Raw genomic sequence first — 25,710 nt, 5'->3', positions numbered from 1 at the left:
ATGTTATTTAAAGTTGAGATGACCGTGAATATCCCGCTGGATATGCCGAAAGACGTGGCAGATAAAATAAAAGCGGACGAGAAAGCCTATTCCCAGAAATTACAGGCGCAGGGGAAATGGCGGCATATCTGGCGCGTGGCGGGCAGTTACGCCAATGTCAGTATTTTCGATGTGGAGAGTAACGAAGAGCTGCATAACCTGTTGAATGGGCTGCCGCTTTACCCGTACATGACCATCAGTGTGGCACCGCTGTGCCGCCACCCTTCCAGTATTCATAACGACGACCGTTAATAAAAAAAACAGGCTATACCGGGCGGTGTTTTTACACCGCCCTGCCGCTGTCTACCCTGACCACCCCCTACACTGCAATGAGGGCGATAACATGACAACACCATTCAGCCAACGTGAAGACGTAAAAAAATTACTTGAGATCAGCAGCGGGCTTCATAGCGAAGGCGGGGATGTCCGCTTTAAAAAAATAATGCACCGGCTGGTCAGTGATATTTGTCACCTGATTGATGAGTTTGATATTACGCCGGAGGAGTTCTGGCAGGCCGCCAACTACCTGCACACCCTGGGCGGGCGTCAGGAGGCCGCCTTGCTGGCGGCGGGCCTCGGGCTGGAGCACTACCTCGACCTGCGGGAAGATGCGCGCGAGGCGGAGGCGGGCTTCGGCGGCGGCACCCCGCGCACCATTGAGGGGCCGCTGTATGTGGCAAATGCACCGCTGAGTGACGGCTACGCCCGCATGGATGACGGCCGGGATCAGGGGCGGGTGATGTGGCTGCACGGCCAGGTGAAAGACACGGGCGGCACACCGCTGGCGGGGGCGGTTGTCGACATCTGGCACGCCAACACGCTCGGCAACTACTCATTCTTTGACCAATCCCAGAGCGAGTACAACCTGCGCCGCCGGGTGAAAACCGACGCTGAAGGCCGTTACGCCGTGCGCAGTATTGTGCCCTCCGGCTACGGCTGCCCGCCGGACGGCCCGACCCAGGCGCTGCTCGACCGCCTCGGCCGCCACGGCAACCGCCCGGCACACATCCATTTCTTTATCTCCGCGCCCGGCCACAAACACCTCACCACCCAGATCAACCTCAACGGCGACCAGTACTTGTGGGACGATTTCGCCTTCGCCACGCGCGATGAGCTGATCGCTGACCCGGTCGAGGTGACGGACCCGCAGATCAGCGCCCGGCGCGACCTGCCCCATCCGCATACCGAGATTGCCTTTGATTTCGTGCTGGCCCCGGCGGCCCAGCCGCAGGAGGAGCAGCGCATCCACCGCCTGCGGGCGCTGCAGGCGTAACCCGTGGCGGGTGAAGTATTGGACATGTTATGAACACGGGCAGTGCGCCTGCCCGTGGAAAGCCGGTGGTAACGCGGGGGATCAGTGGGTCAGCAGCGGGGTGCCGTTGGGGTTTTCCAGCTTCACGGACAGGGTGCGCCCGTCAGACAGCGCCAGGCTGACGGCGTTGGCCCGGCTGGCGGCCAGCAGGTTAAAGGCCAGCAGCATCACCACGGCGACCTGCTCTTCCGTGCCCAGCCGGCTGTTGATCAGCACCTGCTCCAGGCGGTCTAAAATATTATCTCTCTCTTCATTGTTCACAATCAGTTACTCCAGAAACACGACCATGTGCATCAGAAAGGCGGACATGCGCGCAACGCCTCTGCCGCCTGCGGCTCTCGCCCGGTCAGCCGGGCGCAAAGAGTATACCGGCGTAGACACACAAACAAAAAGGGTATTCACCGGGGCGGCAGGCCCGCCCGGCCGATCCCGGCAGCAGGAATCACGGCAATAACAGGCGCATGGGGAATCATCAACTATCCTTATCAGTGGTGGCACCTCCCGCGCACAGGCGCAGGGTGGGTGCTGACGCTGCGCTATGTGGGCCGGAGATTGCCCCTGACCGGCGCGTGATGACAGGAAATGACTCATGACCATTTATGTATGTTCGACGTGCGGCACCGCTTACCCGCCGGTCGCCGCCGCCCCCGCGCACTGCCCGATTTGTGATGATGAACGCCAGTGGGTACCGTTTGAGGGGCAAAAATGGACGACCGCAGAGCAGATTGACCGCCACTACAGCCACGCCTGGCAGCTCCATGAGCCGGGGCTGTTCAGCCTGCACCCGACGCCGGAACTGGGCATCGGCCAGCGCGCCTTTTTGCTGCAAACCCCGCACGGCAACATCCTCTGGGACTGCACCGCCCTGCTCGACGACGCCACCAAAGCGCTGGTGCAGAGCCTCGGCGGGCTGGCGCACATCGCCGTCTCCCACCCCCACTACTACACGCGGATGCAGGACTGGAGCGCGGCGTTCGGCAATGTGCCGATCCACCTGCACGCGGCCGATCGTTCGTGGGTGGTGCGCCCCTCCCCGGCCATCCATTTCTGGAAAGGGGAGTCGCTGGATCTGGTGCCCGGCGTCCAGCTCGCCTGCCTGGGCGGCCACTTCCCCGGCGCCACGGTGTTGCACTGGAACGGCACGCACGACCGCACCGGTGTGGTGCTGGTCGGGGACACCCTGCAGATTACCCCGGACAGCACGCACCTCTCCTTTATGTGGAGTTACCCCAACCTGCTGCCGCTGGGCGCAAGTGATGTGCGCCATATCGGCGTACGGCTGGATACGCTCGCCTTCGACCGGATGTACGGTGCCTTCCCCGGCCAGCAGATCCGGCAGGGCGGCAAGCGCGTGGTCGCGCAGGCGGTGAAACGTTATCTTGAACGGCTGAGTTAACGGGGGGAACGGGCCGGACAGGCGTGTCCGGCCGGAAGGTCAGTGTGCCGGGGTGACAGCCTGCGGGCTGAAGGCCGGGGACTGCTGGTGCAGGAACCGGGCGCGCCAGGGCTTCAGCACCCAGAGCGCCAGCGCCGCGGTGAGCAGATCCAGGGTAATCGCACTGCCGAACACAATTCCCCAGCCGCCGCTGTGCTGGTAAAGCATCGCCGCCAGCGGCCCGCCGAAGATCGACCCCACCCCCTGCGAAATATAGAGCCAGCCGTAGTTGCTGGTGGCATGCCGGGTGCCGAAGGTGTCCGTCAGGGTTGAGGGGAACAGCGAGAAGATCTCGCCCCAGCCGAAGAACACCAGCCCCGACAGCAGCACAAACAGCACCGGGTCATGGCGGCACATCAGCCAGAGCGCCATCGCCACCCCTTCCAGCGCAAACGCCCAGAACATCATATTCTCACGCCCGATGCGGTCAGAGATGTAGCCGCACAGCGGGCGGGTCAGCCCATTGGTGAAGCGGTCGATGGTCATCGCCAGCGGCAGCGCCGCCAGGCCAAACACCGTCACGCCGGTCATGCCGAAGTCCTGCGCAAAAATCGCCATCTGCGAGGTCACCATCAGCCCGGAGGTGGACATCATGGTCATCATGAGAAACATCAACCAGAACAGCGGCTGGCGCAGCATCTCGCCGGGCCGGAACTGGCGCTGCAAAGGCGCGCCCGTAAGTGTGCCGTCGCTTTCTGTCCCCTCTGCCGGCGGCACCCGCAGCCCCTGGCTGGCAACAAAGCCGATGGCGGCAAAGATCAGCCCGAACAGCCACAGGGTGTGGCTCAGCCCGTAGGCGGCCAGCGAGGCGGAGATAGGGAAGGTCGTCACGATGGCGCCCATGCCGTACCCGGCCGCCACCATCCCGGCGGCAAAGCCGCGCTGTTTCGGGAACCAGCGCACCATCAGCCCCACCACGCCCACATAAACAATGCCGGTGCCGAGGCCGCCCATGCCGCCATAGACCAGGTAGAGCATCGGCAGACTGGCGACCTGGGAGGTCAGCACCCAGCTGAACCCCGCCAGCAGCGTGCCGAGGGAGATCAGCAGCCGCGGGCCGAAGCGGTCGATCAGTTTCCCCTGGAACGGCGAGAAGAAGGTCTGGAGGATAATCAGCAGCGAGAAGGTCACCTGAAGTTCCGCCAGCGGCACATGCAGGGAGGCGGCCAGCGGCTTGGTGAGTAACGTCCAGACATATTGCGGGCTGGAAATCGCCGCCATACAGATCAGGCCGAGTGCCATTTGCAGCCATTTGGTATGTGCCGGGGCACGGACAGGGAGAGTGTGTGCAGTCATGCTCAGGTTCCTTTCATACAGCCGCCGGGCACAAAACCGGCCCCGGCAGCAAACAGAGTTAAGCAAGCTATGCAGAATGTGTGCCAGGCAGGCGGCCCGGTTTTTGGGCGGCTCCCCCCGGAGACGCCGCCACGGGCAACGCGCCACCGCAGGCCCCGGCGGCACCCCGGCCCTGACCTTCCCAGGTTCCCGGCCCCCGCCCCCTTTTTCCCGCCAACTGCTTATTTTTGGGCTTCTTTTCGGCTAACTCCCTCCGCCTGCTACACTTTTAGACGCACAGGAGAGAAAAATCCGGGCGACAAACCCGGCCCGGGCTGATTAAAAAGAGGAAACGCGGTATGGATTTTTTAGGCTGGACAGCCGCAACCGGTGGGTTGTTGCTGATTATGTCGCTGGCATCGGGGTGGATTAGCCGCAGCCCGGTCAGCACGTTCGGGCTTTATCTGGCGGCCGGGATACTTTGCGGCCCGTGGGCGCTGGATCTCCTGCGGATTGATGTCGTCGACCACTCCGAACTGGTGGGCCGGGTCACAGAGATCGCGATGGCGGCCTCACTGTTTATCACCGGCCTGAAACTGCGCCTGCCGTTCAAAACCCGCAGCTGGCGGATGGGCGCCCGGCTGGCGTTCCCGGCGATGCTGCTCACGGTCGGCGGCGTGACGGCCGCGGCGCACTATATGCTGGGCTTTGACTGGCCGCTGGCGCTGGCCTTCGGGGCGATCGTCGCACCGACCGACCCGGTGCTGGCGAGCCTGATCTCCGTCAACGACGCCAGCGACAACGACGACCTGCGGGTCGCGCTCTCCAGCGAGGCGGGGATGAACGACGGCTCGGCGCTGCCGATCCTGATTCTGGCGATGATGCTGCTCACCTCCGGCGGCGCGCTGACCGGTACGGAGTGGCGGCACTGGGCGCTGGTCGATGTGCTCTGGGCGGTGCTGGGCGGGCTGGGCATCGGGTTTGTGATGGGGCGGCTGGTGGGGCTGCTGGCAACGCTGCTGCGCAGCAAACAGCATGACGTCGCCCCCAATGATTTTCTGGCGCTTGCGCTGATCGCCCTGAGCTATGCCGCCGCCCAGAGCCTCGAGGCCTCCGGCTTCCTGGCCGCGTTTGCCGCGGGCGTCGGGTTGCGCCGCGCCGAGATCAAGGTGATCAGCCGCCACCCGCCGGAGGAGATCAGCGACAACGACACCTACCCGCCTGCCGAAGAGCTGGTGAACCCCAACCAGCGCCATATGATTAATGATAGCGGCCCGGCCCATTCGGTCGGGCTGGTGGTGGGGGATGCGCTGGCCTTCGGTGACATCATGGAACGGATCTTCGCCGCCGCCATCGTGATTGTGCTGGGGATTACGCTGGCGCAACACTGGGATTACCAGGGACTGCTGATGGCGGCGATGCTGTTTATCGTCATCCGCCCGTTGTCGGTGTGGATTGTGAGCATGGGCACCGGCACGCCTGCCCTGCGCCGCTGGCTGCTGGGCTGGCTGGGCATCCGCGGCATCGGCAGTATTAACTACATCGCCTACGCCTATACACATGGGCTGGGCAACGGGCCGGACGCCACCCGCATGGTGGACATCGCCTTTACGGTGATTGCTGCCAGCGTGATTGTCCACGGCATCACGGTGACGCCGCTGCTGAACCTGCGCCAGGCGCGCAAGGCGGCGAAAGAGGAGCATCAGCGCCAGAGGCAGGAGCAGCGTGAAGACGGCGAAGAGGACAAGCAGGAAGCGCAACAGAAAGAGTGTGAAAAGGCTGAAAAATCAGACGATTAATCTTTATACAATACGCGCGCTTTTGCGGGGTTTCAGGTAAGTTAGCTATAGTTATTTTTTAACCACTCGTCTGAGGATGTGAGTGAATGGAAACCATGAACGTAGCACGTATTGCGGCTTTTTCTGACAGATGGCAGGGCGGTAACCCGGCCGGGGTGATGATCGCCGAGGTATTGCCGGAAGAGGCCGACATGCAGCGGATTGCCGCCGCCGTCGGCTACTCTGAGACGGCGTTCCTCGCCCCGCAGGGTGAGGGCTGGCGCATCCGCTATTTCGCCCCGGAGATTGAAGTGCCGTTCTGTGGCCATGCCACCATTGCCGCAGGGGCGGTGCTGGCCACCCGGTTTGGCGCAGGCACCTACCGGCTGTTTCTGAACACCGGTGAAATCAGCGTGGAAGGCAACAGCGCCTCGGGGCTTTCCACGGCGGCGCTCACCTCCCCGCCAACCCGCAGCGAACCGGCCCCGGCGGCGCTGGTGGCAGAAGCGCTGGCCCTGTTCGGCTGGCAAGAGAGCGATCTGGACGCACGCCTGCCGCCCGCCTGGGCCGAGGGCGGCGCGCGCCATCTGGTGCTGGCGCTGCACGACCGCAACACCCTGCGGGCGATGCAGTACGATCAGGCGCAGGGCAAAGCGATGATGGCGGCACACGGCATCACTACCTTCTGCCTGGTGCATGCGGAAAGCCCCACCCGCTTCCATGCCCGTAACCCGTTTGCCATCGGCGGCGTGTATGAAGACCCGGCCACCGGCGCGGCCGCGGCGGCGCTGGGCGGTTACCTGCGTGATATCGGCTGGCCGCACGGCGGCGAGGTGGAGATTATCCAGGGCGAAGATATGGGGGTGCGCTCGTTGCTCAACATCCGCATCAGTGATGAGCCGGGCGGCAGCATCCGCGTCGCCGGTATGGCCCGGCCGATGGATTTCACCGGCATTAACGTGGCGTAACGGCACCCTGGTTTTAACGATCTACGTCGCAGTCCCTCTTCAGCCCCTGCGCCGTCCACCGGCGCAGGGGTTCTCTTCCTCCGTCAATGCGCATCGCTGAACACCTCCCGCAGATAGGCACTGAACGCCGTTACCGCGCGCGGCACCTGCGCACTCCACGGCCGCAGGATATAGAGGTTCTCCGCAAATACCCCGACCGGCTGCCAGGCAGCCAGCAGCGGCACCAGCGTGCCCGCCTCCAGCGCGGCGCGGGCGCTGAAGTCCGGCAGCAGGGCGATGCCCATCCCGGCGACGGCGGCATCCCGGATCGACTCGCTGTTATTGGTGGCAAAGGTGCCGCTGACCGGCACCGTGACCGGGGCGCTGCCCGGCGCGCCCTCAGGCCGGAAGGCCCAGCCCGGCTGCTCGGCGCCGCGCGGGTAGTAGAGGCATTGATGCTCCGCCAGTTGCGGGGGCGCGTCCGGCGTGCCGTGATGGCGGAGATAATCCGGGGAGGCCACCACCAGCGTGCGCGTGGCGCAGAGCCGCTGCGCGACATGGGTATCGGGCAACGCATCGCTGTGACGGATCGCCAGATCAAACCCCTCTGCCGCCAGCGACACCAGCCGGTCGCTGACTTCGAGCTGCACCCGCACCTGCGGGTAACGGCGCATAAAGCCGATGATGTGCGGCACCAGTTGCTGGCGGGCAAAGGCCACCGGGGCGGTCACGCGCACCCGCCCGCGCAGCGGCCCCTGGGCGTCCCGGATGTTGATAAAGCTGCGCATAATCTCCGAGAACGGCGCTTTCAGCTCCTCCACCAGCTTCTGCCCGGCGTCGGTCAGTTGCATGGTGCGGGTGGTGCGGCGCACCAGCGGCACTCCCGCCAGTTGCTCCAGCTCTTTGATTTTCTGGCTGACGGCGGCTTTGCTCACCGCCAGCCGTTCGGCCGTGCGGGTAAAACTGCCCTGCTCCGCCAGTACGGAGAGCCAGTGCAGGTGCGTCCAGAGGGCGTCCGGTTTCAGGTCTTTCATCGGCATTGTTCAATAGAGTGAATAATCAGTTCAAGGATAGCGCTTTTTCCCGCTGCATTCTTGCTTTAGTCTGAGAATCAGTGAAGGGCAGCTATCCCTTTGAACCTGAATGCACAATGTGAGGTGAGCCATGCCGTTATTGATGTTTGACGTCCTTGAAGGGCGCAGTGAAGCTGAGACCAAAACCATGCTGGACGCCGCCCACCGTGCCGTGTTGACCGCCTTTAAGGTACCGGAGCGTGACCGCTACCAGATTGTTCATGAAAACAAGCCTTACCAGATGGTGATCCAGGATACCGGGCTGGGCATTGAGCGCACAGAGAAGATCGTGGTGCTGCGGGTCTTTACCAGCCCGCGCAGCGCAGAACAAAAAGCGCTGTTCCTGACGGAACTCTGCCGCGAACTGCACGACGCCTGCGACATCGCCCCCAGCGATGTGATGGTCTCCTTCATCAATAACGACCGTTCCGACTGGAGTTTCGGCAACGGCGTCGCGCAATACCTGACGGGCGAGCTTTGACTGATGCCCCCCGCCCTGATGGGCGGGGGGCAATGACATCTCCTCTCTGACCTGAAGTCCTTCGTTTTAAAGCCAAAGCGCGCCAGCCTACCCACAGCCGTTGAAAAACCCCGTACTGGGTACTATAATTTTGAGGTTCAAACGGAAGTACAATGCCGGAAATTGGCACACTGTTAATGTGGAATTCAGGATGAATATTTACACAACTTCTTTGTTTGATAAGAGCCTTAAAAAACAACAAATTAGTGATAAAACCCTGTGCGAAGCTGCGATCGAAATTAAAGCCGGGCTGGTCGATGCCAGGTTAGGAGGGGACGTTTATAAAAAGCGTATTCCACTTGCCGGCGGAGGGAAGCGGGGCGGTGCCCGTACCGTTATTGCTTTTCACTATGATCGCCACCTGTTTTTTATGGACGGCTGGATAAAGACCGATGTGCCGAAAGATGGGACAAAAGAGATCCCGGATGATGATTTAGAGGCGTATCGTCGCATCGCAAAAGATTTGTTGACCTTGTCTGATGAAATGATTACGACGCAGGTTTTGAACGGTAATCTGAGGGAGGTTAACTGCCATGAGCAGACTGAAAGAATTGCATGAAATGGCGAAAGCTTTTAACGAGTCAGGCGCGGTCTCTGATGAAACCGTTGAATTTATCAGCTCTCGTTTAAAAGCCCGGCAATTACGTGAAAAAATGCCTAAACCCGCAGAAATGGATGGCACGGCCATCCGTGCTTTACGTGATCGCCTGCAGATCAGCCAGTCTATGCTGGCACATACATTGAATATGTCTGTTGAAAGCATTTCAAAATGGGAACGTGGCGAGAAGAAGCCGAATGGCGCTGCCCTGCGGATGTTGGACATTCTTCAACGCAAAGGCCTGGAGGTTTTTGCGCAGTAGCTGAATTAAAAAAGGGACGGCCCGCCGTCCCTTTTTCTTTTCACAGAGGTTCTTATCTTGCGCCGACGAAGCCGCCGGTCTGGTGACGCCACAGGCGGGAGTAGAGGCCCTGTTCGGTTTGCAGCTCTTCGTGGTTGCCCAGCTCGACAATCTGCCCCTCTTTCATCACCACCAGCTGATCCATCTTGACGATGGTTGAGAGCCGGTGGGCGATGGCGATCACCGTTTTGCCTTTCATCAGGGCGTTCAGGTTCTCCTGAATCGCCGCTTCGACTTCAGAATCCAGCGCGGAGGTCGCTTCGTCCATGATCAGGATCGGCGCGTCTTTCAGCAGCACGCGGGCGATGGCGATACGCTGGCGTTGGCCGCCGGAGAGTTTCACGCCGCGCTCGCCGACGTGCGCGTCCAGCCCGGTGCGGCCCTGGTCGTCTGTCAGGTGCGGGATGAACTGGTCAGCGTGCGCCCGTTTGATGGCGCGCTCCAGCTCCTCTTCGGTGGCGTCCGGTTTGCCGTAGAGCAGGTTGTCGCGGATGGAGCGGTGCAGCAGCGCCGTGTCCTGGGTGATCATGCCGATCTGGGCGCGCAGGCTCTGCTGGCTCACTTTGGAGATGTCCTGCCCGTCGATCAGGATGCGGCCGCCGTCGAGGTTATAGAGGCGCAGCAGCAGGTTCACCAGGGTGGATTTGCCGGAGCCGGACGGGCCGACCAGCCCGATCTTCTCGCCCGGCTTAATCACCAGGTTGAAGTCCGGGATCAGCGGCGTGCCTTCGCGGATGTAGTTGAATTTCGCATGTTCGAAGCGGATTTCCCCCTCGGTCACCACCAGCTCCGGCGCGCCCGGTTCGTCGGTGACGCTGACCGGCTGGGTCAGGGTTTCGAGGCCGTCCTGCACCATGCCGATGTTGCTGAAAATGCCGTTCACCACCCACATAATCCAGCCGGACATGTTGACCAGCCGCAGCATCAAACCGGTGGCCAGGGCAATCGCCCCGACGGTGATGATGTTCTCTGTCCAGAGCCACAGCGCCAGCGCGGTGGTCGCCACAATCAGCAGGCCGTTCAGGGTGCTGATCACCACATCCATGCTGGTCACCAGCCGGCTGGTGAGCTGGGCTTTGTAGGTCTGCTCCTGAAGGGCGGCGCGGGCGTAATCCTGCTCCAGGTTTTTATGGGCAAACAGCTTCAGGGTCAGGATATTGGTGTAGCCGTCTACAATGCAGCCCATCAGGCGTGAGTTGGCGTTGGAGGCCTCCACGGAGCGGTTTTTAATCCGCGGCACAAAGTAGGCGAGGCTGATGGCGTAAGCGGCGATCCACACCAGCAGCGGGATCATCAGCCGCCAGTCCGCCTGGGCAAACAGCACCATCGAGCCGATGGCGTAAATCAGCACATGCCAGATGGCGTCCACCGCCTGGACGGCGGAATCGCGCAACGCATTGCCGGTCTGCGTAATGCGCTGGGCGATGCGGCCGGAGAAGTCATTCTGGAAGAAGCGCAGGCTTTGCCGCAGGATATGGTTATGGTTCTGCCACAGGATCATGCTGGACATGCCGGGGTTGATGTTCTGGTGGATCAGCAGATCGTGCAGGGCAATAAACAGCGGCCGCAGGATCATCGCCACCACCAGCATCCAGATCAGCTCCCCGCTGTGCTCGCTGAAGAAGCGCTCCGGCGTGGTGTCGCGCGTCAGGTCAATAATGCGGCTGAGGAAGTCAAACAGCACCACTTCCAGCAAGGCGCTGATCAACCCGACAAACATCAGGCCGAGGAAACTGGGCCAGGCCTGGCGCAGGAAATAGAAGTAGAACGCCCAGACCCGGTTCGGCGGCGTCTCCTGCGGGGCGGGCTTGAAGATATCAATCATCCTTTCGAAGCTGCGGTACAACATATTACGCCTCTCATATCATGTTCAGAGTTCAGCGAACTGCCAGGGGTCAGATGTGACGTTGTCACAGCTTATAAAGTGTAGCCATATTTATCATTTATGGGAGATGCGATGCCGGACGCAGGGGGTAAGATGCCCGGCGAGCACCCGGGCAGAACAAGCGGCGCCCCGGCTGGCGGGGCGCGCGGAGGTTAACTGCCGGTGCCGTCTTTGCGTTGCAGCGCCTTAACCTTTTGTGCCGCATTTTTACCGGCAACAAAGGCGTGATCTGAATTGTAGTACTCCCACTCGCTATAGCGACCCGCCAGCACAATGTCATGCTTCGCCAGCCAGGTGCGCACCGTGGAGACATGCTGCGCGCGGGTGTGGTCGTAGATCACATAGGCGTAAGGCATGTCGACGATGTTGGCCGCCAGTACCTTGTCCTCTTTGGTAAACATCCCGACCTGGATGCACTCCTCGATGCAGCGGTCGATCAGCGCCTGGCCGTCCACCGGCAGCGGTTTGTGCGGTGAGTAGGTGATTTCACAGGTGATGCCGAAACCGCCCGGTGCATTGCAGTGCGGGCTGGCGTTCCCCTGCACGAAGATGCGGTGGAAAATCGTCTCGCCCGGGTAGTAGATCCAGTGCTTGTCGGTGAGGTTTTCCCGGTTAATGCCGAGGTTTACACATTTCACCGAGATGTGCTGCAATCCGGCGGCTGCTTCCTGCACCGCGGCCGGGGCGGCATCCCCCATCATTTTGATCAGCTCCGGCAGCGGCAGGGTGCTGACCAGGTGGTCATAGCGGTAGCGGCGGCCATCGGCCAGCGTCAGCAGATGCTCACGCGGCTGCACCTGGACGATTTTCGCGCCGGTCTCCAGCTGGCCTTCAATATGCGGCAGGAACCCTTCCATCAGCGCCTGGAAGCCCCCTTTCAGCGGGTAACCGAAACGGGCGTTCGGCCCCATCGGCGGCGGTGACGGCTCCAGCGCGCCCTGGATAATCTGCTCCAGATCCGGCAACGGCACGCGGCCGCCCAGCCAGGAGGTTTCCATCTCGGAAAGCGGCACCGTCCAGAGTTTTTTGTTGTACGGCACCGCGAAGTGTTTGGCGATCCCTTTGCCCCAGACCTGATGGATAAACTGCTCGAAGTTCTGCGTTTTTTTCGCACAGCCCTCACGCACCGGGGTGTTTTCATCCGGCGCGCTGCCGTCGGCGCAGCAGTCATCCAGCGGCTTGACCACGGCACCGGTGGCCGGCTCGGCCGCTTCGCCGTAGCGCGCCTCGATCGCCCCGACGATACACTCTTTGATCACGTCCGGCGGCAGGCCATACAGCGCACCCTGGAACGGGTAACGGGTGAACACGTCATTGCTGTAGACCCAGGCCTCACGGTTCTGCCAGTGCAGGTTGTCCCCCAGCAGCATCTCATAGAGTTGCAGCACGTACGGGTCATTGGAGAACATGATGTGCCCGGCGTAGTCGAAGGTGAAACCGTTGTCTTCTACCGAGCGGCACCAGCCGCCGACGCTCTCGTGGCGCTCCAGCAGCAGCGCGCCGGGGCCGTAATGGTAAGCGGCGCTCAGGCCGGTCGGCCCCGCCCCGGCGATCAAGCAGGGGATGCGCAGCGCCTCGCTCTGGACATTGCCGGTGCTGAGCACCGCCACGTTGGAGCCGGAAAGCTCGGCGCGGGTCGGCATTTCCGTTTCCAGCACCGGGTGGCGGTTATGCAGCAGCGCCTCATCCATCAGTGTCGCCATCTGCTCGGCGGTGGCATCCCAGGAGGTGGTGGCGATGCGTTTGCGCATCTGGGCGGCACTCTCTGTGCGTTGCGCGTCGCTCAGCGCCAGCGCCTGCTCACAGGCGGCGATGAACTCTTCCGGCGTGTTGCCGATTGCCACCACATCGCTGTAGGGGTCGACCACGTCTTTGATCGCGGTGCTCACAATCGGCAGTTCGGCTGCCATGTACTCCAGCACCTTGGTCGGGCTGATAAAACGAGTGGATTCATTCAGGGCGAACGGCAGCAGGCAGACGTCCCAGCCCGCGAGGAAGTGCGGCAGCGCCTGATAGGTGTGCTGGCCGTAGTAGTGGATGTTGGGCCGCTGCGGCAGCGTCGCCGGGTCGATTTTCACCACCGGCCCGACCATGATCAGCTGCCACTCCGGGTGGCTGTCCGCCAGGGCGGCGATCAGGCCGAGGTCCAGCCGTTCATCCAGCACGCCGTAGAAACCGAGGCGCGGGTGCGGCAGCTCATCCTGCAACGGGTGGCCGTTATTGCGGTCACGCGCCTGTTCAAAGTGCACGGCATCCACGCTGCTCGGGAAGCAGTAGCTGTTGTCATGGCGGCCCTGTTTGGCGGCGTGCAGGCTCGGTCCGCCGGTGAACAGCAGATCGGCACGCGCCAGCAGGGCGGATTCACGTTGCAGCAGCTGTTTCGGGGCGTTTTTGAACGCGGCCAGCTCATCCATGCAGTCATACACCACCAGGCTGGCGTGCAGCGGGGCCAGCAGCGGCAGTGCCATCGGCGTATAGAACCAGACGATCGGGTCGTTGCCCTCTTCCACCAGGTTCTCCAGCAGCGGTTGCAGTACCGCTATCTGGTCATCGTGGAAGCCGGGTGCCTGCACCGGGGTATGAGGGCGGTAAACGGTAATGTTGGCTGCCGGGTTACTGGTTTCCAGATAGGGTTTACCTTCGTCATACACCGGTTCCTCAATAAACAGGATCTTGTGGAACTGCGCCAGCCGGCTAAGCAACTGTTGCGGTCGTTGATAGACGAAATCCCAGCGCAAATGGCAAAACACAACAATTGTCGACATAGAGTTTTCCTGGCCCAGTGGGCTGTTAATGAAACACAATTTCGAGTGGAGCCGATGTAACATGCCCTGGGCACGGCGCAGGGCAGCGGCATAGTGAGGCACCAGCACCCGGGCGTAAGGGTCGGGGCCGAGATAGTCCACATCCCATAAGCCGCTGCGGTGCCAGTGTGTGGCATTGTCCCAGTCGGGACGGTCGATAATCGGGTAGAGACACACACCCCGGACATCTACCCCCGCCAGCAGCGCCTGCGCCACTTCGTTGGTAATGTCATTGACCCAGGTACCGCGGCCGCTGCCGACATGGCTGGTTTCCGCCAGCAGGATCGGGCGGCCGTAGCGCTGGTAAAGCTCTTTGAGCATCAGGTGCAGCGGCTTGCGCCGCGGGTCGCCCAGATGCCACCACAGGCGGGCTTCGGTGCCGCCCTCCCACTGGTTGCTGTGGTAATAATTCGCGCCGATCAGGTCGAGATAGCGCGGCGATCCGCCCAGCTCCGGGGCCAGGCGGCCGCACAGCATGTCCCAGCCGGCAAACTGCGCCTGACGCCACCCCTCGACCGAGCCGTCAAAGCCCTCGATCTCAATCTCAGGCGGCACCAGGTGGATAATCGGGTCGCATTGCAGGATGCGCGCGCGCGGGTCGGCCGCCCAGATGGCATCACACCCGGCAATGGTGGCGCGCACGAACTGGCGTTTGGCTTCGTCCGCCAGGTTGCCGGGGCTGTCCGGCGGCACCGGGAAGATGCCGTGCTCCATGCCCCAGCTGGTAAAGGAGATCTCATTGATCGGCGAATAGATGGGCGTGTCGGTATAGGGGGCGAGGTAACGCGTCAGGGCGTCACACAGACGCGCAAAACGGGTGACGAACTCTTCAGAGAAGAACTCGACATCGTCCGGGTAGCCGTAGTGGCAGAAGGTCCAGCAGATTTGGATGCCCAGCTCCCGGGCGATGCGGGCGCGCTCCTCCAGCGAGCTGAAATCAAACTGGCCATCTTTTTCCACCAGCCGCCAGCCGACGCTTTCGCGGACGGTGCGCATATTGAAACCCAGCAGCGCGGTGTAATCCTCACGCACTTTGGCGAAGTGGCCGGTTGCCTCATTCAGCGACAGCGGTTCACCTAATGGGTTGATATGATCCGCACCTTCATATCCGGCTTGCCAGAAACTGGAAAATGGGGTCATGACCGTTCCTTTTGCAGAGATGATCCAGTGGTGCCACCCGCCTGCCCATCGCCCGGAAAACGGGGCGGTCAGGGCAGACCCGGACAGTCACTGGGGGAACCGCTTCCACGCAATAGGGAAACGGCCGCGTTGCAAAACGTGTGCTGCGTCAATCATGGCTGTGTGGGGCGGCGTACCGGTGACCGGCTACGCGCGAAAAAGAAAGGCCGCAGACCTGCGCCGCGCTGATGTATGACGCGGTGCGATCACAGGGTCTTGGGGCAAATACATCTCATTATTTTGAGTATGGCGGGGGGCAAGGCTCACCTCTCCCACCTGTCAGTCAGGATAGTTGAAGTATTACGCACACAGTGGTTTATGCACGCGATACAAAACTTTAAGCTGGGATAATCCAAATAAACGTTTTTTTACAAAGTAAACAGGGCATTGTCAGCACGTTTTGCTAAACCCCTGGGGATTATCGTGCTAAATAGGCCGGCGGTGCGGCCCGGGAAGGCGTGTTACAGCGGCATTAATACATAACCCTCTTCTTCCAGTGATGTCACTGTAGTCAGACTGGAAAGGGCGAGCGTGACATGGGGGTCAATCCATTCATAGGCGTAATGGTGCCCGGCCACGGCCTGGCTGCACACCGCCAAATCGACACCGGCACGCGTCAGCTGCTCAATCAGCGAACTATTAGGGTTATTGATGCCGAACAGTTCATGATAGCGCTCATTACTTAAGATTGCGTCAGTCGCGGAACCCGAAATCGCCCCGACGAACCTGAGCCGGTTCAGCGGTACCCCGGCCGCCACGTAGAGGTTAACCGTGCGCGCCAGGTGGTCCAGCTCGCTGTTGACCTGATCGGGCGCGCCGCTGTGTTGGGTGATCTGGAACACGATTTTGTGCTCTTTATCGGTGCGCGGCAGGTAGGCGGAATCCTGCAAGTAGTGGATTTTGCCGTAACCCTGGATGGCCGGGGTCTGCCAGAATCCGGCCGGGGCGGCCTTGGCCTGCGGGGTACCGGAAAAGTGCGTAATCAAGGTAGGCAACTGCGTGGCCGCCGCCCCCACCGTCCCGCCCAGCACGGCGACGATGGCCAAGGATGTCAGATGGCGCATGGTGTTCTCCCTGAACAGGCCGGAGACGGCCCTGTCAGCTATAAGGTGTATCAGAGTATGTCAGCGCCAATTTACCATGCGCGCTACGCAACCGGGTACCGGCCGCCGGGCTGAGGGGGCGTTTTAAGAGGAGTCCCATGTGGGCGGCTTGCCGGGTTGCCGATGCAGCGCGCGCCTGTTGCGGCCGGGCATTTCCGCGCTGCCTGCCATCATCAGCGTAAGCTATCACAGCGATTCTTCATGAAGACGGGAATTCTGCCGATAACAGGGGGAGTCAACCCCTAACCTGGTCTCTTTGATGCGCCTGAATTTCCTGAAAAATGTTCCTTTTCTGAGCACCCTGCGTGCCGCGGCTTCGTTCAATGCGCTCGGGCAGACCATGCCCGTTATAGAGTTCACACCTGCCGGGATCATCCAGAGGGCCAGCCCTTTATTCCTGGCCACGATGGGATACCGCGCGGATGAGATCACCGGCCGGCACCATAGTATGTTCTGCCCACCGTCCCTGGTGAACTCACCGGAGTACCGCCGCTTCTGGCAGCGCCTGGCGGCCGGGGAGACGTTTAGTGATAAATATCTGCGGCTGGCCCGCGGCAACCGCCCCGTATGGCTTGAGGCGAGTTACATTCCGGTCACTGACTGGCGCGGCAGAGTCTGCAAAATCATTAAAATCGCCGCCGACATCTCTGAGCGCATGCAGTCTGCGCTGGAGCAGGAGTCCGTTATCACGGCGATCAACCGCTCGATGGCCGTCATCTCTTTCGACCCCACCGGTGTGGTGCTTGATGTGAACGAGAACTTCCTGAAAACCACCGGCTACACGCGCGGCGAGGTGCTGGGGCAGCACCACCGCATGTTCTGCTGCGCCACCTTCCGCAAAAGCGACGAATACCGGCAGTTCTGGGAGAGGCTGAACCAGGGCGAATTTTTCTCCGGGCAGTTTCCGCGCCTGAACAGCCGGGGTGAACCGCTCTGGCTGCGGGCCACCTACAACCCGGTTTTCGACAGTGACGGCCGGCTGTACAAAATTGTGAAATTCGCCTCAGACGTCACGGAGCAGGTTCTGCGTAACCAGCAGGAGCAGGAGGCGGCGGTGCATGCCTGGGATATGGCGGTGCAGACCCGCGGAAGTGCGCAGGCCGGGGCGGTGGTGATTGAAAACAGCATACGGATGATCGACCGCATCACGCAGGGGATGAACGTCGTCTCTGCGGATATTTCGCGCCTTAACAGCCAGTCTGACAGCATTGACGGCATGGTTGAAACGATCCGGAACTTTGCCATGCAGACCCGGCTTATTGCCCTGAATGCTGCCATTGAGGCGGCACGGGCGGGCACCTCCGGGAGAAGTTTTGCGGTGGTCGCCGGTGAAGTGCGTAACCTGGCGGCGAGTGTCAGCGAGGCGACCGAAAACATTGAACGGGTGGTGGCCGGCAACAATCAGCTGGCGAAAGAGGTGCTCAGGGGCATTGAAAGCAGCCTGAAGCATACCTGTGAAGGGGGCATACTGATGCGCGAAGCGGGCGACGTGATCGCCAGCATCCAGAAGAATTCAGAAGGTGTCGAGAATGCCGTTAAGGATGTGGCCCGCGCGGTGAAAGCGGAGTAGTTATCGCCGTCAACGCTGTTCTGGCGACGCCTGCGCCGCCCCCTCCGGCCTGAAAAAACCGCTAAGGCCCCCTGCGCTTAGCGGCCATTTTTTACTTCAGTTTAAAACCGCGCTGCTGCACCGTCTCACGCAGATGTTCTCTGCCGCCCATGTAATCCATGCTGGTAGCCGATTCGCAGACAGCCTCCTGCCAGGTCCTGGGCTTCATGTTCTGTGTTGTCCGGAAATCGAGGAAGGCTTCTTCAAACCCATCGAGATAGTCACGGTAACGCCCGCGGTCATACTGGTTGTAATGCAGAACCACTGGCTGCGCCGGGCGCGGCCGGATGCTGCTGGCCCGGGTGCTGTCAGGTTTGCCGACCACCATGCCAAAGACAGCAAAGCTGTGGGGCGGAAGATTAATAAGCTCAGCAACTTCCCGGGCCGCGTTACGCATCAGCCCCATGTAGACAATGCCCAGCCCCATCGACTCTGCGGCTATCGCGGCATTCTGGGCAGCAAGGGACGCATCGACTGACGCCATTAAAAAGGAGTCCAGGTAGTCGAAGACCACAGGCTCCGCGCCTTTCTCTCTTGTAATTTCCGCGCCGCGGGAGAGATCGGCCACCCAGAGCAGCAGCACCGGGGCCTCCTCGAGGTAGGGAATACGGTCTGTCGGCACGGTGCGGGCAACGGTATCAGCCAGTGTCTGTTTCAGCGCCTTATCCGTTACCGCGACGACGCTCCACTGGTGAAGCCCGGACGAGTTGGAGGCCGACTGGGCGGCGGCGACCATGGTTTCGAGTGCGCCTTCCGGGAGGGCATCCGGCAGAAAAGTACGGACAGATTTATGGCTCAGCATCGCGTCAACCTGGGGCGTCCAGATAATGTTTTCAGGTTTTGGCTGGGCTGCGCCGTAGCGCTGTTCAAGCAGCGCGGCCAGCCGCTCTTTTGTTGAGGACATGGATTTACTCTCCTGGGTTATGGCTTAATAACGGCAGGATACCGGGATAATGGCGGCAGATAATCCCTGAATTTGTGCCTTCTGTTTCCACAGGTATGCACAATAACCGGGTAAGGGGTAAGATTGGGGCATGGATCATCTCATCGCTATACGCACATTCCAGCGCATCGTGGAAACGCGCTCGTTCACCCGGGCAGCGGCCCATCTCGGTATGCCCCGCTCAACCGCGAGCAAGGCGTTACGGGATCTTGAATCTCATCTGGGCGTCAAACTTATTCAGCGGACAACCCGCTCCGTCATCCTGACCACGGAAGGCGCAGAGTATTACCGCCGGATAAGCAGGCTCGTCACGAAAATTGATGAAACTGAGGCGGCCATGCGCGACATGGGCGCAGCCGCAAGGGGGCGGCTGCGCATCGACCTGCACTCATCACTGGCGGGCTTTGTGCTTATCCCCCTGCTGAGCGAGTTCCGGGAACGCTACCCCGACATTCAACTGGCGTTTGGCGTCGGTGACCGGCCGGTCAATCTCATTGAAGAGGGGGTGGACTGCGTGATACGTGCCGGGGAGCTTGCGGACTCCTCCCTGAAAGCCAAAACGCTCTACAAAGACCAGCTAATCACCTGTGCAAGCCCTGATTACCTCAAACGTTATGGCGTGCCTGAAAGCCCCGAAGACCTGGAAGCCAACCATAAAATTGTGGGCTATTTCAGTGCGGCGACGGGCGAAGCCTGGCCGCTGCGGTTCCGCAGCCGCGGCCGGGAAAAACAGATAGTCCGCTTCGATATCGCGGCGAACGACAGTGCGTCGCAGATCACTATGCTGGTGAACGGCCTGGGCGTCGGCCAGACGCACGCGTCTGTGGTGGCCCGGTTCCTCCGCTCCGGCGAGTTGGTGACCGTAATGGATGAGATGACGTCCATGCGCATCCCCATTTCCGTTATTTATCCCCCGACCAAGCAGCTAAATGCCCGGCTCCGGCTGTTTATCGATTGGCTCAGTGAGCGTTTTGCTGACTATCCCTAATGCACCACGGGGGATAGCGTGAATATTTCCGTATGGGGTACGACGGCGAAAAGCGGCGCATACAGCCGAAAACAGAGGATGCGCGATGTTACGGCCGCTGCCGGTGCCCGGTAAGGTTTCATATTGGCTTCCGTCATGTCCTGCCCTCCTCTGTTAAGGCCATAACTTAAACAGCTGACTCACATCGTTCATCTATACTGATGATTGCAGTTGTCATTTACGCAGGAGGCTGCGCGCAGTTAATGACCTGACCTCAACCTTACCGATGACCATCTGGAGAACACAATGCAAAAGAGCAAAACCGTGAAAGGGCTGCTGGCCGTATCGGCAGTGGTCGCAATGTTCAGCACGGCCGGCGTGCAGGCGCAGGCACCGTCGGGCGCCGCACAGACTGATGCCGCCAGCCAGAGCGCCTCAGGCGCCGGGCTGAGCGCCGGTGACGAAAAAGCGTTGAAGGACATGGCACAGGCCAATATCAATGAGATCGCCGCCGCCAAGATCGCGCTGAGCAAGGCCCAAAGCAGCGAAGTGAAAGCATTTGCTCAGCAGATGGTCGAAGACCACGGCAGTGCCCTGACCAAAGTACAGACGGTCGCCCAGCAAAAGAGCGTGACACTGCCGACTGAGCCGGACGCCGCGCACAAGGCCATGGCAGCCCAGCTGGAAAAGCAGAGCGGCGACGCATTTGACAAGCTGTATATGGAAAACGCCGGCACCAAGGATCACCAGATGGTGCTGTCGAAACTGCAGAGTGACGCCAAAATGATCAAAGATCCGGATGTGAAGGCCCTGGCCGACGCACACACGCCGGTTGTTGAGCAGCACCTGAAATCCGCCCAACAGGTCATTAAATAGGTCATTCAGCGGGCACAGGCTGCGGCCTGCATTACCCTTTGTTCAACCTGTTGATGTCCACGCCCGGCACAGAGCGGGCGTCTTGCCCGGTGGTGCTCCACCCCCTGGATTGCATCAGGCAGGCGCACAGCCTGCCCCCTGCTGCCGGGCCAGCGGCGTGGAAACTTATAAACTGAACATGCTCTCAATCTCCAGCCAATTATTTACCCGGCGAAACCCCCTGACCTGTTTATTATGAGGCGCGGAAAACAGGATCCCCTCCCCGCTGAAATGCTCAAAATGACGGGCATTATCATCAATGAGATAATCTGCATTCAGAATGCTTTTATTACCGCAGAAAACGATATTCATCGGGCTGATGAAGGGGAAATGTTCGGCCAGCCAGCGGAACTTGGCATCAAACGACAGCGGGAATTCCATCGCCGCTGTGGTAATAAACACCTCGTACGTTTCAGTCAGTTTTTTGATCACCCGCTGGCTGTGCGGTATGACAGCCAGATCAGCAAAAAAGCCGGCTTCGCCGATCATGGCTTCAACCTGTTCTTTGATATCGGGGCGCAGTTGCTGGATGGTGACCCCTTCCAGATCGGCCAGGCTGATTTGCGTATTAAACCGGGTATTAAAAATGGGGATCATCTTGCTGTTAAAGTCAGCAATCACCTCATCCATATCGATCGCAATTCTCTTCATTGGCGTCCTTCTCTCTTCAGACCCGCATTGTGGCTGACCAGCATGCCATCTTCAGTGGCGTCTTTCCGTTGCCGGATCAGCAGTTTCCACCGATGCCTTTAACAGGCCGTTGCCTTCGCCACATCACGCGGGATCAACCGGACATGAAATAAAAGGTCAATGACGCCCGGGAAGCGGCTGCCTTGAAAAAGTAAAACGATCGGTTTACTTTTAAAGTATGAACAAAAAACGCGATATCATCCAGGCCGCTGAACGGCTGTTCTACCTTAACGGCTTTCATGCAACGAGTACCGATAACATCTGCCGGGAAGCGGGTGTCTCGACCCGGACCCTGTACCGTTACTTTCCCTCACGTGAAGCGCTGACCGCGGCCATCATGAATGACCGCCGTGAACGTTTCTTCTCTGCACTCTGCCCTGCAGAAGACCCGGCGTCGATAAGCCATCTGTTTGATGTGATGGGAGACTGGATGAGTGACTACGGCATCAAAGGCTGCTTTTTTCTTAAGGTCTGGGGGGAATACGCGGAAAAAGAGCCGGTACTGGCGGAACAGGCGATGGCCTACCGCCATGAAATGCGCGCCTACATTGCAACATGCATCCGCCATCTCTGTGGCAAGGAGAACCCCCCGCTGGCCGACGCCGTGTGGACGCTGTTTGAAGGCACGCTGACCACTGCCCTTGTCATGGGCGCGCCCGCCGCCTGCGAGGCAGGGAAGAGAGCCTCACTTCACCTCATCCACAGTCTGGGCGGCCACCCATGAGAAACAGGTGGCTGGTGCTGACCGGATTTGCGCTTATCGCCGTCTCTTATGGCCTGGCGCGCTTTGCATGGGGCGTGATGCTGCCTGATGTCATGCGTGATATCCCCTTCACCCCGCAACAGGCGGGCATTCTCTCGGCGTGCAGTTTTATCGCTTATTGCCTGGCCATTCTCGCGGCACCGTCACTCTCGGCCAGGGCGGGGCCAAGGTTGCCCGCGTTTATATCATCGGTCAGTGCCGCCTCTGGTTTGCTGCTGATGGCGGTTGCGCAGTCACCCTGGCTGCTGGGCCTGGGGCTTTTTATCGCCGGGCTGAGCGCCGGGCTTGCCTCACCGGCCATTGCGGCAGCGGTCAGCCAGAGGGTTGCAGACACCCAGCAGCCAAAAATGAACATGATAATCAACGCCGGGACGAGTGCCGGCATCATCGTCTCTGTGCCGGTTTTATTCTGGCTTCCAGGGGGCTGGAGGATGGCCTGTACGCTGTTCGCCTTTCTGGCGCTGCTGTGCACCCTGCCGGTGTGGCGTATTCTGCCGGACGAAAAACCCCTGACCCGGCCCGCCTCATTGCGGGGCTTTTTGCGTCGCCCGGCCCTTCAACGCTTAATGGTGATTGCGTTTTTTAGCGGCATTGCCAGTGCCGCGTGGTGGAGTTTCGGCCCTGAGCTGCTGCACCGGCTTGGCATTGAGCAAGGCACCCTCAGCCTGTTATGGATGATCGCGGGCGCTGCCGGGATTGCAGGCGCTGCCACCGGCCCGCTGACAAAGGTGATGACCATGAAACAGATCTACCGGCTTTCACAATGCTGCCTGGCACTTCCGCTGTTGCTGATCGCGTTCAGCCAGCACTTTTCCTGGTGGCTTGTTCCCGGTGTGGCGCTGGGCGGCGCAGGCTACGTGACGCTCTCCGGCGCGCTGCTGGTGTGGGGGGCCGAAGCGACGGAAAGCGCACCGGCCACCGGCGTCAGTATGCTGTTTTTCATGCTGGCTGCAGGCCAGGTCGTGGGATCCATGCTTTTTGGTCAACTCTATGCGCTGACGGGCAGCAGAACAGCCCTGCTCATTTTTGCCGCGCTGCCGCTGTTATTCGTGTTTGCGGTTCGAAAACAACACTGATGCCTGTAATGGTCAGGCTGTACTAATACGTACTCTTGATGCCTAAGACCAGTGCGAAATGATGACAAAGAAGCGCACGTCACCTGCTTATGCGATCATTAAGCCGCATCAGCACTCACTGTATTACCCTGTATCTGAAAAAAATTTAGTTAAAAAATACGCAGGAGAATCCGCCGGGAGTCTGTATTGCCCATCTTCTGGCTTTGATGGACGTCGGAACAATCGGTCTCAAAAGCTAAGCGACAGCTAAAATGGCGCAGAGATTCCGTAAACCGGTGGGAATCCCGCCTTTTTCCTGTCGCAAGAAGTTTAAGAGTAAACCGGCAGGCGCAGGGCCAGCCTGCCGGTTTCCGATCTGCCTGTAACCTTTATGAGCATGAGAGCTCCAGCAGTTCGCCGCCCTCCTCTGCCAGACGTGCCAGGTAGTGTGACGCATCCAGAATCTGGTAGGGGAAGTACAGGCCGGGCGCGACCGGCGGCTTTCCATCCAGCCCAATCAGGCGTTCAAGCAGCAGAGCAATCCCCATCCCTGTCAGGGGGGCCGCGCCTCCGGGATGCACAACCGCATGGCGGGTACGGTGCAGCGCGCCCGCAACGTCCAGACCCGACATATCCAGGATAATTTCGGTCGAGAACGATCCGCCTTTGCGTCGGCTGGAACTCATGCCCATGCCCAAATCGAACCGGCTGCTGCGCGCGCCGGTTGCCGCTGCCAGCCCGGCCACATCAATCGACGAAAAGCCCGTGGCGTCAATGCCGGTGCCATCCAGCGCTGAAAACACGGATTTTGCTTCATCGCCCTCGCGCCATAGGTAGACGCCATCCCGACGCGTGAGCGCCGCAGGCAACAGATGATTCAGGTGTTCAAAATCCGCCGCAACAGCCGGGCCGCCGACATCCTCTTCATCGACCAGCGCACCTATCCGGATTTCATGCACCTGGCTGAATGAGCGGGCCAGATGGAGGGCAGGCACCGTCGTGGCCCCGACCAGCCACTCGTAGCCGAGGACAATCGCTGACGCACCCGGCGCCTGCATGAAGTGGGCGATTTCCGGGGCGATTTCGAACACACCTGAGGAGATGCTCAGGTGCGGCACGCGGCGCGATTGCGCGAAGCGGAGTGCGGCAAGCGAGTGATCTTTATAGAGCACCACCACTGCACTGATTTTCCGCTCGCCGAGGCCCAGATCAGCAGAGGTGGGGTCGATCTGAACACCCTCCGCGCCCCCGATGTCAGCCGCCGCACGCTGTGCTTTGGTCAGGTCACGGCCGCCTATCAGCAGCGGGAGATCAGGGTAAGTGGCATGAAGCGCACGGGCTGCCTGGTGGCCAATCGCACCGGAGCCGCCCAGTAGAAGTATTGGATCAAAGGACATAGTGGGGTTCCTCAATGACGTGATAAGCTACTATTAGTAGGAAAGGTAGCACCGGCGACAACAGAAAGCTACTTTTAGTAGGTTAATTTGAGGAAGAGATGGAAAAAGAGCACACCCTGGAATCTGGCCCTGTCACGCGCAGGTTAAGCAAAGCGGAGCGGCGCAAGCAGCTTCTCAACACGGCACTGTTGATAGTGCGGGAGGAAAACGCCGACCGGCTCACGCTGGGGCACCTCGCTGTGCGCGCAGGTGTTTCAAAACCTGTGGTCTATGACCATTTCCCCACCCGTTCGGCGCTGCTGATCGCCCTTTACCGATGGATTGATACGGAGCGCGTCAGAGTGTTCACCGAGGCGATGGCCGCGACCCGCAGAGATACGCAAGAGACGATCCAGATGCTGGCGAGCGCCTATATCCACTGCGCCGCCGATAAAACAGACGCGTTTCACGCCGTCGGGGCGGCTTTGGCAGGCAGTGAAGAGAAGTCAGCGGTGTTTCAGGCGCTTCTGGACAACTGTGTCGGGATGTTCGTCTCCGTCCTGACGCCTCATGTCACTATGCCGCCCCGGGCACTGCTGCAATGCTGCATCGGGCTGGTGGGTGCAGGCGAAGCGCTTTCCGCTGCGCTCGCCCGTGGGCAACTGAATGAGCATGACGCCGTCGCCTCTTTCGCTTTGATGATCAAAGGGGTAGTACAGGTGAGCGACAGCTGAGAGGCTGAGGGTCATCAGGCACTAAGCGTTAAAGATGAAAGGTGACACTTTCTTCAAGCGGCGCTTTATTGATTCTGTACTGGTTTGCAGGGTGATCCCGATCAGGATATCCCAGTGATATACCAAACAGTAATTTCAATGACGGATCAATGCCCAACGCCTCGCGAATGGTGCCGGCATAAAATCCAAGCATGGTTTGAGGAATTCCACCTAACCCATGGGCCGTAAGGGATAACAAGAGCGTTTGTGCATACATCCCGATGTCGCCGGCAACCCGTACCGCACTACATCCCGGAATAGCATTAATTCAGACATCGTGTGCCTCTCTTTTACATAGTGTTCTCGTAACGCTGCGCGTCAGCCAGCGCCGGGCATGATCATTTACTGACCCTGACTTACTTAAAACGTA

24 protein-coding genes are annotated in these 25,710 nt (G+C 60.3%); 14 read left to right on the top strand and 10 right to left on the bottom strand.

The window, feature by feature from the left end; all coding sequences use genetic code 11:
• Together catC and catA are read left to right on the top strand one after the other, a co-directional pair.
• Complete coding sequence (gene catC, locus CYR32_RS07420) at positions 1–291, top strand: muconolactone Delta-isomerase (RefSeq protein WP_101823755.1); 291 nt, start codon at positions 1–3, stop codon at positions 289–291.
• Positions 292–382: 91 nt separating this feature from the next.
• Complete coding sequence (catA, locus tag CYR32_RS07415; RefSeq protein ID WP_101823754.1) at positions 383–1,312, top strand: catechol 1,2-dioxygenase; 930 nt, start codon at positions 383–385, stop codon at positions 1,310–1,312.
• Between the two features lie 81 nt (positions 1,313–1,393).
• Here catA and CYR32_RS07410 read toward each other — a convergent pair whose 3' ends face one another.
• Positions 1,394–1,612, bottom strand: a complete 219-nt coding sequence (locus CYR32_RS07410; RefSeq protein ID WP_101823753.1) for a hypothetical protein — start codon at positions 1,610–1,612, stop codon at positions 1,394–1,396.
• Between the two features lie 328 nt (positions 1,613–1,940).
• Here CYR32_RS07410 and CYR32_RS07405 point away from each other — a divergent pair, with 328 nt between their 5' ends.
• Positions 1,941–2,747: an MBL fold metallo-hydrolase gene (locus CYR32_RS07405; RefSeq protein ID WP_101823752.1), complete on the top strand. Its 807-nt coding sequence runs from the start codon at positions 1,941–1,943 to the stop codon at positions 2,745–2,747.
• A gap of 39 nt (positions 2,748–2,786) precedes the next feature.
• Here the strand turns inward: CYR32_RS07405 and oxlT are convergent, their stop codons facing one another.
• Positions 2,787–4,082, bottom strand: a complete 1,296-nt coding sequence (gene oxlT, locus CYR32_RS07400; RefSeq protein WP_101823751.1) for an oxalate/formate MFS antiporter — start codon at positions 4,080–4,082, stop codon at positions 2,787–2,789.
• A gap of 338 nt (positions 4,083–4,420) precedes the next feature.
• Between oxlT and CYR32_RS07395 the strand changes: the two genes are divergently transcribed.
• Together CYR32_RS07395 and CYR32_RS07390 are read left to right on the top strand one after the other, a co-directional pair.
• Positions 4,421–5,860: a cation:proton antiporter gene (locus tag CYR32_RS07395; RefSeq protein ID WP_101823750.1), complete on the top strand. Its 1,440-nt coding sequence runs from the start codon at positions 4,421–4,423 to the stop codon at positions 5,858–5,860.
• Between the two features lie 86 nt (positions 5,861–5,946).
• Positions 5,947–6,807 (top strand): PhzF family phenazine biosynthesis protein, encoded by an 861-nt coding sequence (locus CYR32_RS07390; RefSeq protein ID WP_101823749.1) that lies wholly within the window; start codon positions 5,947–5,949, stop codon positions 6,805–6,807.
• 83 nt (positions 6,808–6,890) lie between these two features.
• Here CYR32_RS07390 and CYR32_RS07385 read toward each other — a convergent pair whose 3' ends face one another.
• Complete coding sequence (locus CYR32_RS07385; protein ID WP_101823748.1) at positions 6,891–7,820, bottom strand: LysR family transcriptional regulator; 930 nt, start codon at positions 7,818–7,820, stop codon at positions 6,891–6,893.
• Between the two features lie 130 nt (positions 7,821–7,950).
• Between CYR32_RS07385 and CYR32_RS07380 the strand changes: the two genes are divergently transcribed.
• The 3 genes from CYR32_RS07380 (at position 7,951) to CYR32_RS07370 (ending at position 9,239) form a co-directional block, all read left to right on the top strand.
• On the top strand, positions 7,951–8,340 hold the full coding sequence (locus CYR32_RS07380; protein ID WP_101823747.1) for a tautomerase family protein: 390 nt from the start codon (positions 7,951–7,953) through the stop codon (positions 8,338–8,340).
• A 190-nt stretch (positions 8,341–8,530) separates the two neighbouring features.
• Positions 8,531–8,938, top strand: coding sequence for a type II toxin-antitoxin system RelE/ParE family toxin (locus CYR32_RS07375; protein WP_101823746.1), 408 nt, complete (start codon positions 8,531–8,533; stop codon positions 8,936–8,938).
• Positions 8,913–9,239, top strand: a complete 327-nt coding sequence (locus CYR32_RS07370; protein ID WP_241523770.1) for a helix-turn-helix domain-containing protein — start codon at positions 8,913–8,915, stop codon at positions 9,237–9,239. The genes CYR32_RS07375 and CYR32_RS07370 overlap by 26 nt, the downstream gene beginning before the upstream one ends.
• Positions 9,240–9,291: 52 nt before the next feature.
• Here the strand turns inward: CYR32_RS07370 and CYR32_RS07365 are convergent, their stop codons facing one another.
• From CYR32_RS07365 to CYR32_RS07355, 3 genes are all read right to left on the bottom strand, one after another.
• The gene (locus tag CYR32_RS07365; protein ID WP_101823744.1) at positions 9,292–11,127 is read right to left on the bottom strand and encodes an ABC transporter ATP-binding protein; all 1,836 of its coding nucleotides are present in this window, start codon (positions 11,125–11,127) and stop codon (positions 9,292–9,294) included.
• 188 nt (positions 11,128–11,315) lie between these two features.
• Complete coding sequence (locus CYR32_RS07360) at positions 11,316–15,107, bottom strand: FAD-dependent oxidoreductase (protein WP_101823743.1); 3,792 nt, start codon at positions 15,105–15,107, stop codon at positions 11,316–11,318.
• Positions 15,108–15,607: 500 nt separating this feature from the next.
• Positions 15,608–16,210 carry a DsrE family protein gene (locus CYR32_RS07355; protein ID WP_101823742.1) on the bottom strand — a complete coding sequence of 201 codons (603 nt, stop codon included), beginning with the start codon at positions 16,208–16,210 and terminating at the stop codon, positions 15,608–15,610.
• A gap of 298 nt (positions 16,211–16,508) precedes the next feature.
• On the opposite strand from CYR32_RS07355, the gene CYR32_RS07350 reads away from it, so the two are divergent.
• Complete coding sequence (locus CYR32_RS07350; protein WP_101823741.1) at positions 16,509–17,819, top strand: methyl-accepting chemotaxis protein; 1,311 nt, start codon at positions 16,509–16,511, stop codon at positions 17,817–17,819.
• Between the two features lie 91 nt (positions 17,820–17,910).
• Here CYR32_RS07350 and CYR32_RS07345 read toward each other — a convergent pair whose 3' ends face one another.
• Positions 17,911–18,762, bottom strand: coding sequence for a nitroreductase family protein (locus CYR32_RS07345; protein ID WP_101823740.1), 852 nt, complete (start codon positions 18,760–18,762; stop codon positions 17,911–17,913).
• A gap of 130 nt (positions 18,763–18,892) precedes the next feature.
• On the opposite strand from CYR32_RS07345, the gene CYR32_RS07340 reads away from it, so the two are divergent.
• Positions 18,893–19,789 (top strand): LysR family transcriptional regulator, encoded by an 897-nt coding sequence (locus CYR32_RS07340; protein WP_101823739.1) that lies wholly within the window; start codon positions 18,893–18,895, stop codon positions 19,787–19,789.
• A 285-nt stretch (positions 19,790–20,074) separates the two neighbouring features.
• Positions 20,075–20,644 (top strand): DUF4142 domain-containing protein, encoded by a 570-nt coding sequence (locus CYR32_RS07335; protein ID WP_101823738.1) that lies wholly within the window; start codon positions 20,075–20,077, stop codon positions 20,642–20,644.
• A 165-nt stretch (positions 20,645–20,809) separates the two neighbouring features.
• Here CYR32_RS07335 and CYR32_RS07330 read toward each other — a convergent pair whose 3' ends face one another.
• Positions 20,810–21,334 (bottom strand): 5' nucleotidase, NT5C type, encoded by a 525-nt coding sequence (locus CYR32_RS07330; protein ID WP_101823737.1) that lies wholly within the window; start codon positions 21,332–21,334, stop codon positions 20,810–20,812.
• A gap of 217 nt (positions 21,335–21,551) precedes the next feature.
• On the opposite strand from CYR32_RS07330, the gene CYR32_RS07325 reads away from it, so the two are divergent.
• Positions 21,552–22,097 (top strand): TetR/AcrR family transcriptional regulator, encoded by a 546-nt coding sequence (locus CYR32_RS07325; protein WP_101823736.1) that lies wholly within the window; start codon positions 21,552–21,554, stop codon positions 22,095–22,097.
• Positions 22,094–23,212 carry an MFS transporter gene (locus tag CYR32_RS07320; RefSeq protein WP_101823735.1) on the top strand — a complete coding sequence of 373 codons (1,119 nt, stop codon included), beginning with the start codon at positions 22,094–22,096 and terminating at the stop codon, positions 23,210–23,212. Before CYR32_RS07325 ends, CYR32_RS07320 begins: the two co-directional genes overlap by 4 nt.
• 368 nt (positions 23,213–23,580) lie before the next feature.
• Here the strand turns inward: CYR32_RS07320 and CYR32_RS07310 are convergent, their stop codons facing one another.
• Complete coding sequence (locus CYR32_RS07310) at positions 23,581–24,603, bottom strand: NAD(P)-dependent oxidoreductase (protein WP_241523769.1); 1,023 nt, start codon at positions 24,601–24,603, stop codon at positions 23,581–23,583.
• 83 nt (positions 24,604–24,686) lie between these two features.
• Between CYR32_RS07310 and CYR32_RS07305 the strand changes: the two genes are divergently transcribed.
• Complete coding sequence (locus CYR32_RS07305) at positions 24,687–25,301, top strand: TetR/AcrR family transcriptional regulator (RefSeq protein ID WP_101823733.1); 615 nt, start codon at positions 24,687–24,689, stop codon at positions 25,299–25,301.
• Positions 25,302–25,329: 28 nt separating this feature from the next.
• Here the strand turns inward: CYR32_RS07305 and CYR32_RS07300 are convergent, their stop codons facing one another.
• Positions 25,330–25,599 (bottom strand): nitroreductase family protein, encoded by a 270-nt coding sequence (locus CYR32_RS07300; RefSeq protein ID WP_338152914.1) that lies wholly within the window; start codon positions 25,597–25,599, stop codon positions 25,330–25,332.
• Positions 25,600–25,710: the final 111 nt, after the last annotated feature.

Source organism: Chimaeribacter coloradensis (assembly GCF_002858715.1).
Taxonomy (GTDB): Bacteria; Pseudomonadota; Gammaproteobacteria; order Enterobacterales; family Enterobacteriaceae; genus Chimaeribacter; species Chimaeribacter coloradensis.
Note: the sequence above shows the minus strand (reverse complement) of the source record. Positions and strands in the feature narration are given on the sequence as shown.

What these genes read in the sequence shown, in the direction of transcription:
- CYR32_RS07340 (WP_101823739.1), top strand. Translation starts at nt 18,893, where the DNA reads ATGGATCATCTCATCGCTATACGCACATTCCAGCGCATCGTGGAAACG.
- CYR32_RS07390 (WP_101823749.1), top strand. Translation starts at nt 5,947, where the DNA reads ATGGAAACCATGAACGTAGCACGTATTGCGGCTTTTTCTGACAGATGG.
- oxlT (WP_101823751.1), bottom strand. Translation starts at nt 4,082, where the DNA reads ATGACTGCACACACTCTCCCTGTCCGTGCCCCGGCACATACCAAATGG.
- CYR32_RS07355 (WP_101823742.1), bottom strand. Translation starts at nt 16,210, where the DNA reads ATGCGCCATCTGACATCCTTGGCCATCGTCGCCGTGCTGGGCGGGACG.
- CYR32_RS07330 (WP_101823737.1), bottom strand. Translation starts at nt 21,334, where the DNA reads ATGAAGAGAATTGCGATCGATATGGATGAGGTGATTGCTGACTTTAAC.
- CYR32_RS07395 (WP_101823750.1), top strand. Translation starts at nt 4,421, where the DNA reads ATGGATTTTTTAGGCTGGACAGCCGCAACCGGTGGGTTGTTGCTGATT.
- catC (WP_101823755.1), top strand. Translation starts at nt 1, where the DNA reads ATGTTATTTAAAGTTGAGATGACCGTGAATATCCCGCTGGATATGCCG.
- CYR32_RS07380 (WP_101823747.1), top strand. Translation starts at nt 7,951, where the DNA reads ATGCCGTTATTGATGTTTGACGTCCTTGAAGGGCGCAGTGAAGCTGAG.
- CYR32_RS07405 (WP_101823752.1), top strand. Translation starts at nt 1,941, where the DNA reads ATGACCATTTATGTATGTTCGACGTGCGGCACCGCTTACCCGCCGGTC.
- CYR32_RS07335 (WP_101823738.1), top strand. Translation starts at nt 20,075, where the DNA reads ATGCAAAAGAGCAAAACCGTGAAAGGGCTGCTGGCCGTATCGGCAGTG.
- CYR32_RS07370 (WP_241523770.1), top strand. Translation starts at nt 8,913, where the DNA reads ATGAGCAGACTGAAAGAATTGCATGAAATGGCGAAAGCTTTTAACGAG.
- CYR32_RS07305 (WP_101823733.1), top strand. Translation starts at nt 24,687, where the DNA reads ATGGAAAAAGAGCACACCCTGGAATCTGGCCCTGTCACGCGCAGGTTA.
- CYR32_RS07385 (WP_101823748.1), bottom strand. Translation starts at nt 7,820, where the DNA reads ATGAAAGACCTGAAACCGGACGCCCTCTGGACGCACCTGCACTGGCTC.
- CYR32_RS07365 (WP_101823744.1), bottom strand. Translation starts at nt 11,127, where the DNA reads ATGTTGTACCGCAGCTTCGAAAGGATGATTGATATCTTCAAGCCCGCC.
- catA (WP_101823754.1), top strand. Translation starts at nt 383, where the DNA reads ATGACAACACCATTCAGCCAACGTGAAGACGTAAAAAAATTACTTGAG.
- CYR32_RS07325 (WP_101823736.1), top strand. Translation starts at nt 21,552, where the DNA reads ATGAACAAAAAACGCGATATCATCCAGGCCGCTGAACGGCTGTTCTAC.
- CYR32_RS07360 (WP_101823743.1), bottom strand. Translation starts at nt 15,107, where the DNA reads ATGACCCCATTTTCCAGTTTCTGGCAAGCCGGATATGAAGGTGCGGAT.
- CYR32_RS07375 (WP_101823746.1), top strand. Translation starts at nt 8,531, where the DNA reads ATGAATATTTACACAACTTCTTTGTTTGATAAGAGCCTTAAAAAACAA.
- CYR32_RS07350 (WP_101823741.1), top strand. Translation starts at nt 16,509, where the DNA reads ATGCGCCTGAATTTCCTGAAAAATGTTCCTTTTCTGAGCACCCTGCGT.
- CYR32_RS07320 (WP_101823735.1), top strand. Translation starts at nt 22,094, where the DNA reads ATGAGAAACAGGTGGCTGGTGCTGACCGGATTTGCGCTTATCGCCGTC.
- CYR32_RS07345 (WP_101823740.1), bottom strand. Translation starts at nt 18,762, where the DNA reads ATGTCCTCAACAAAAGAGCGGCTGGCCGCGCTGCTTGAACAGCGCTAC.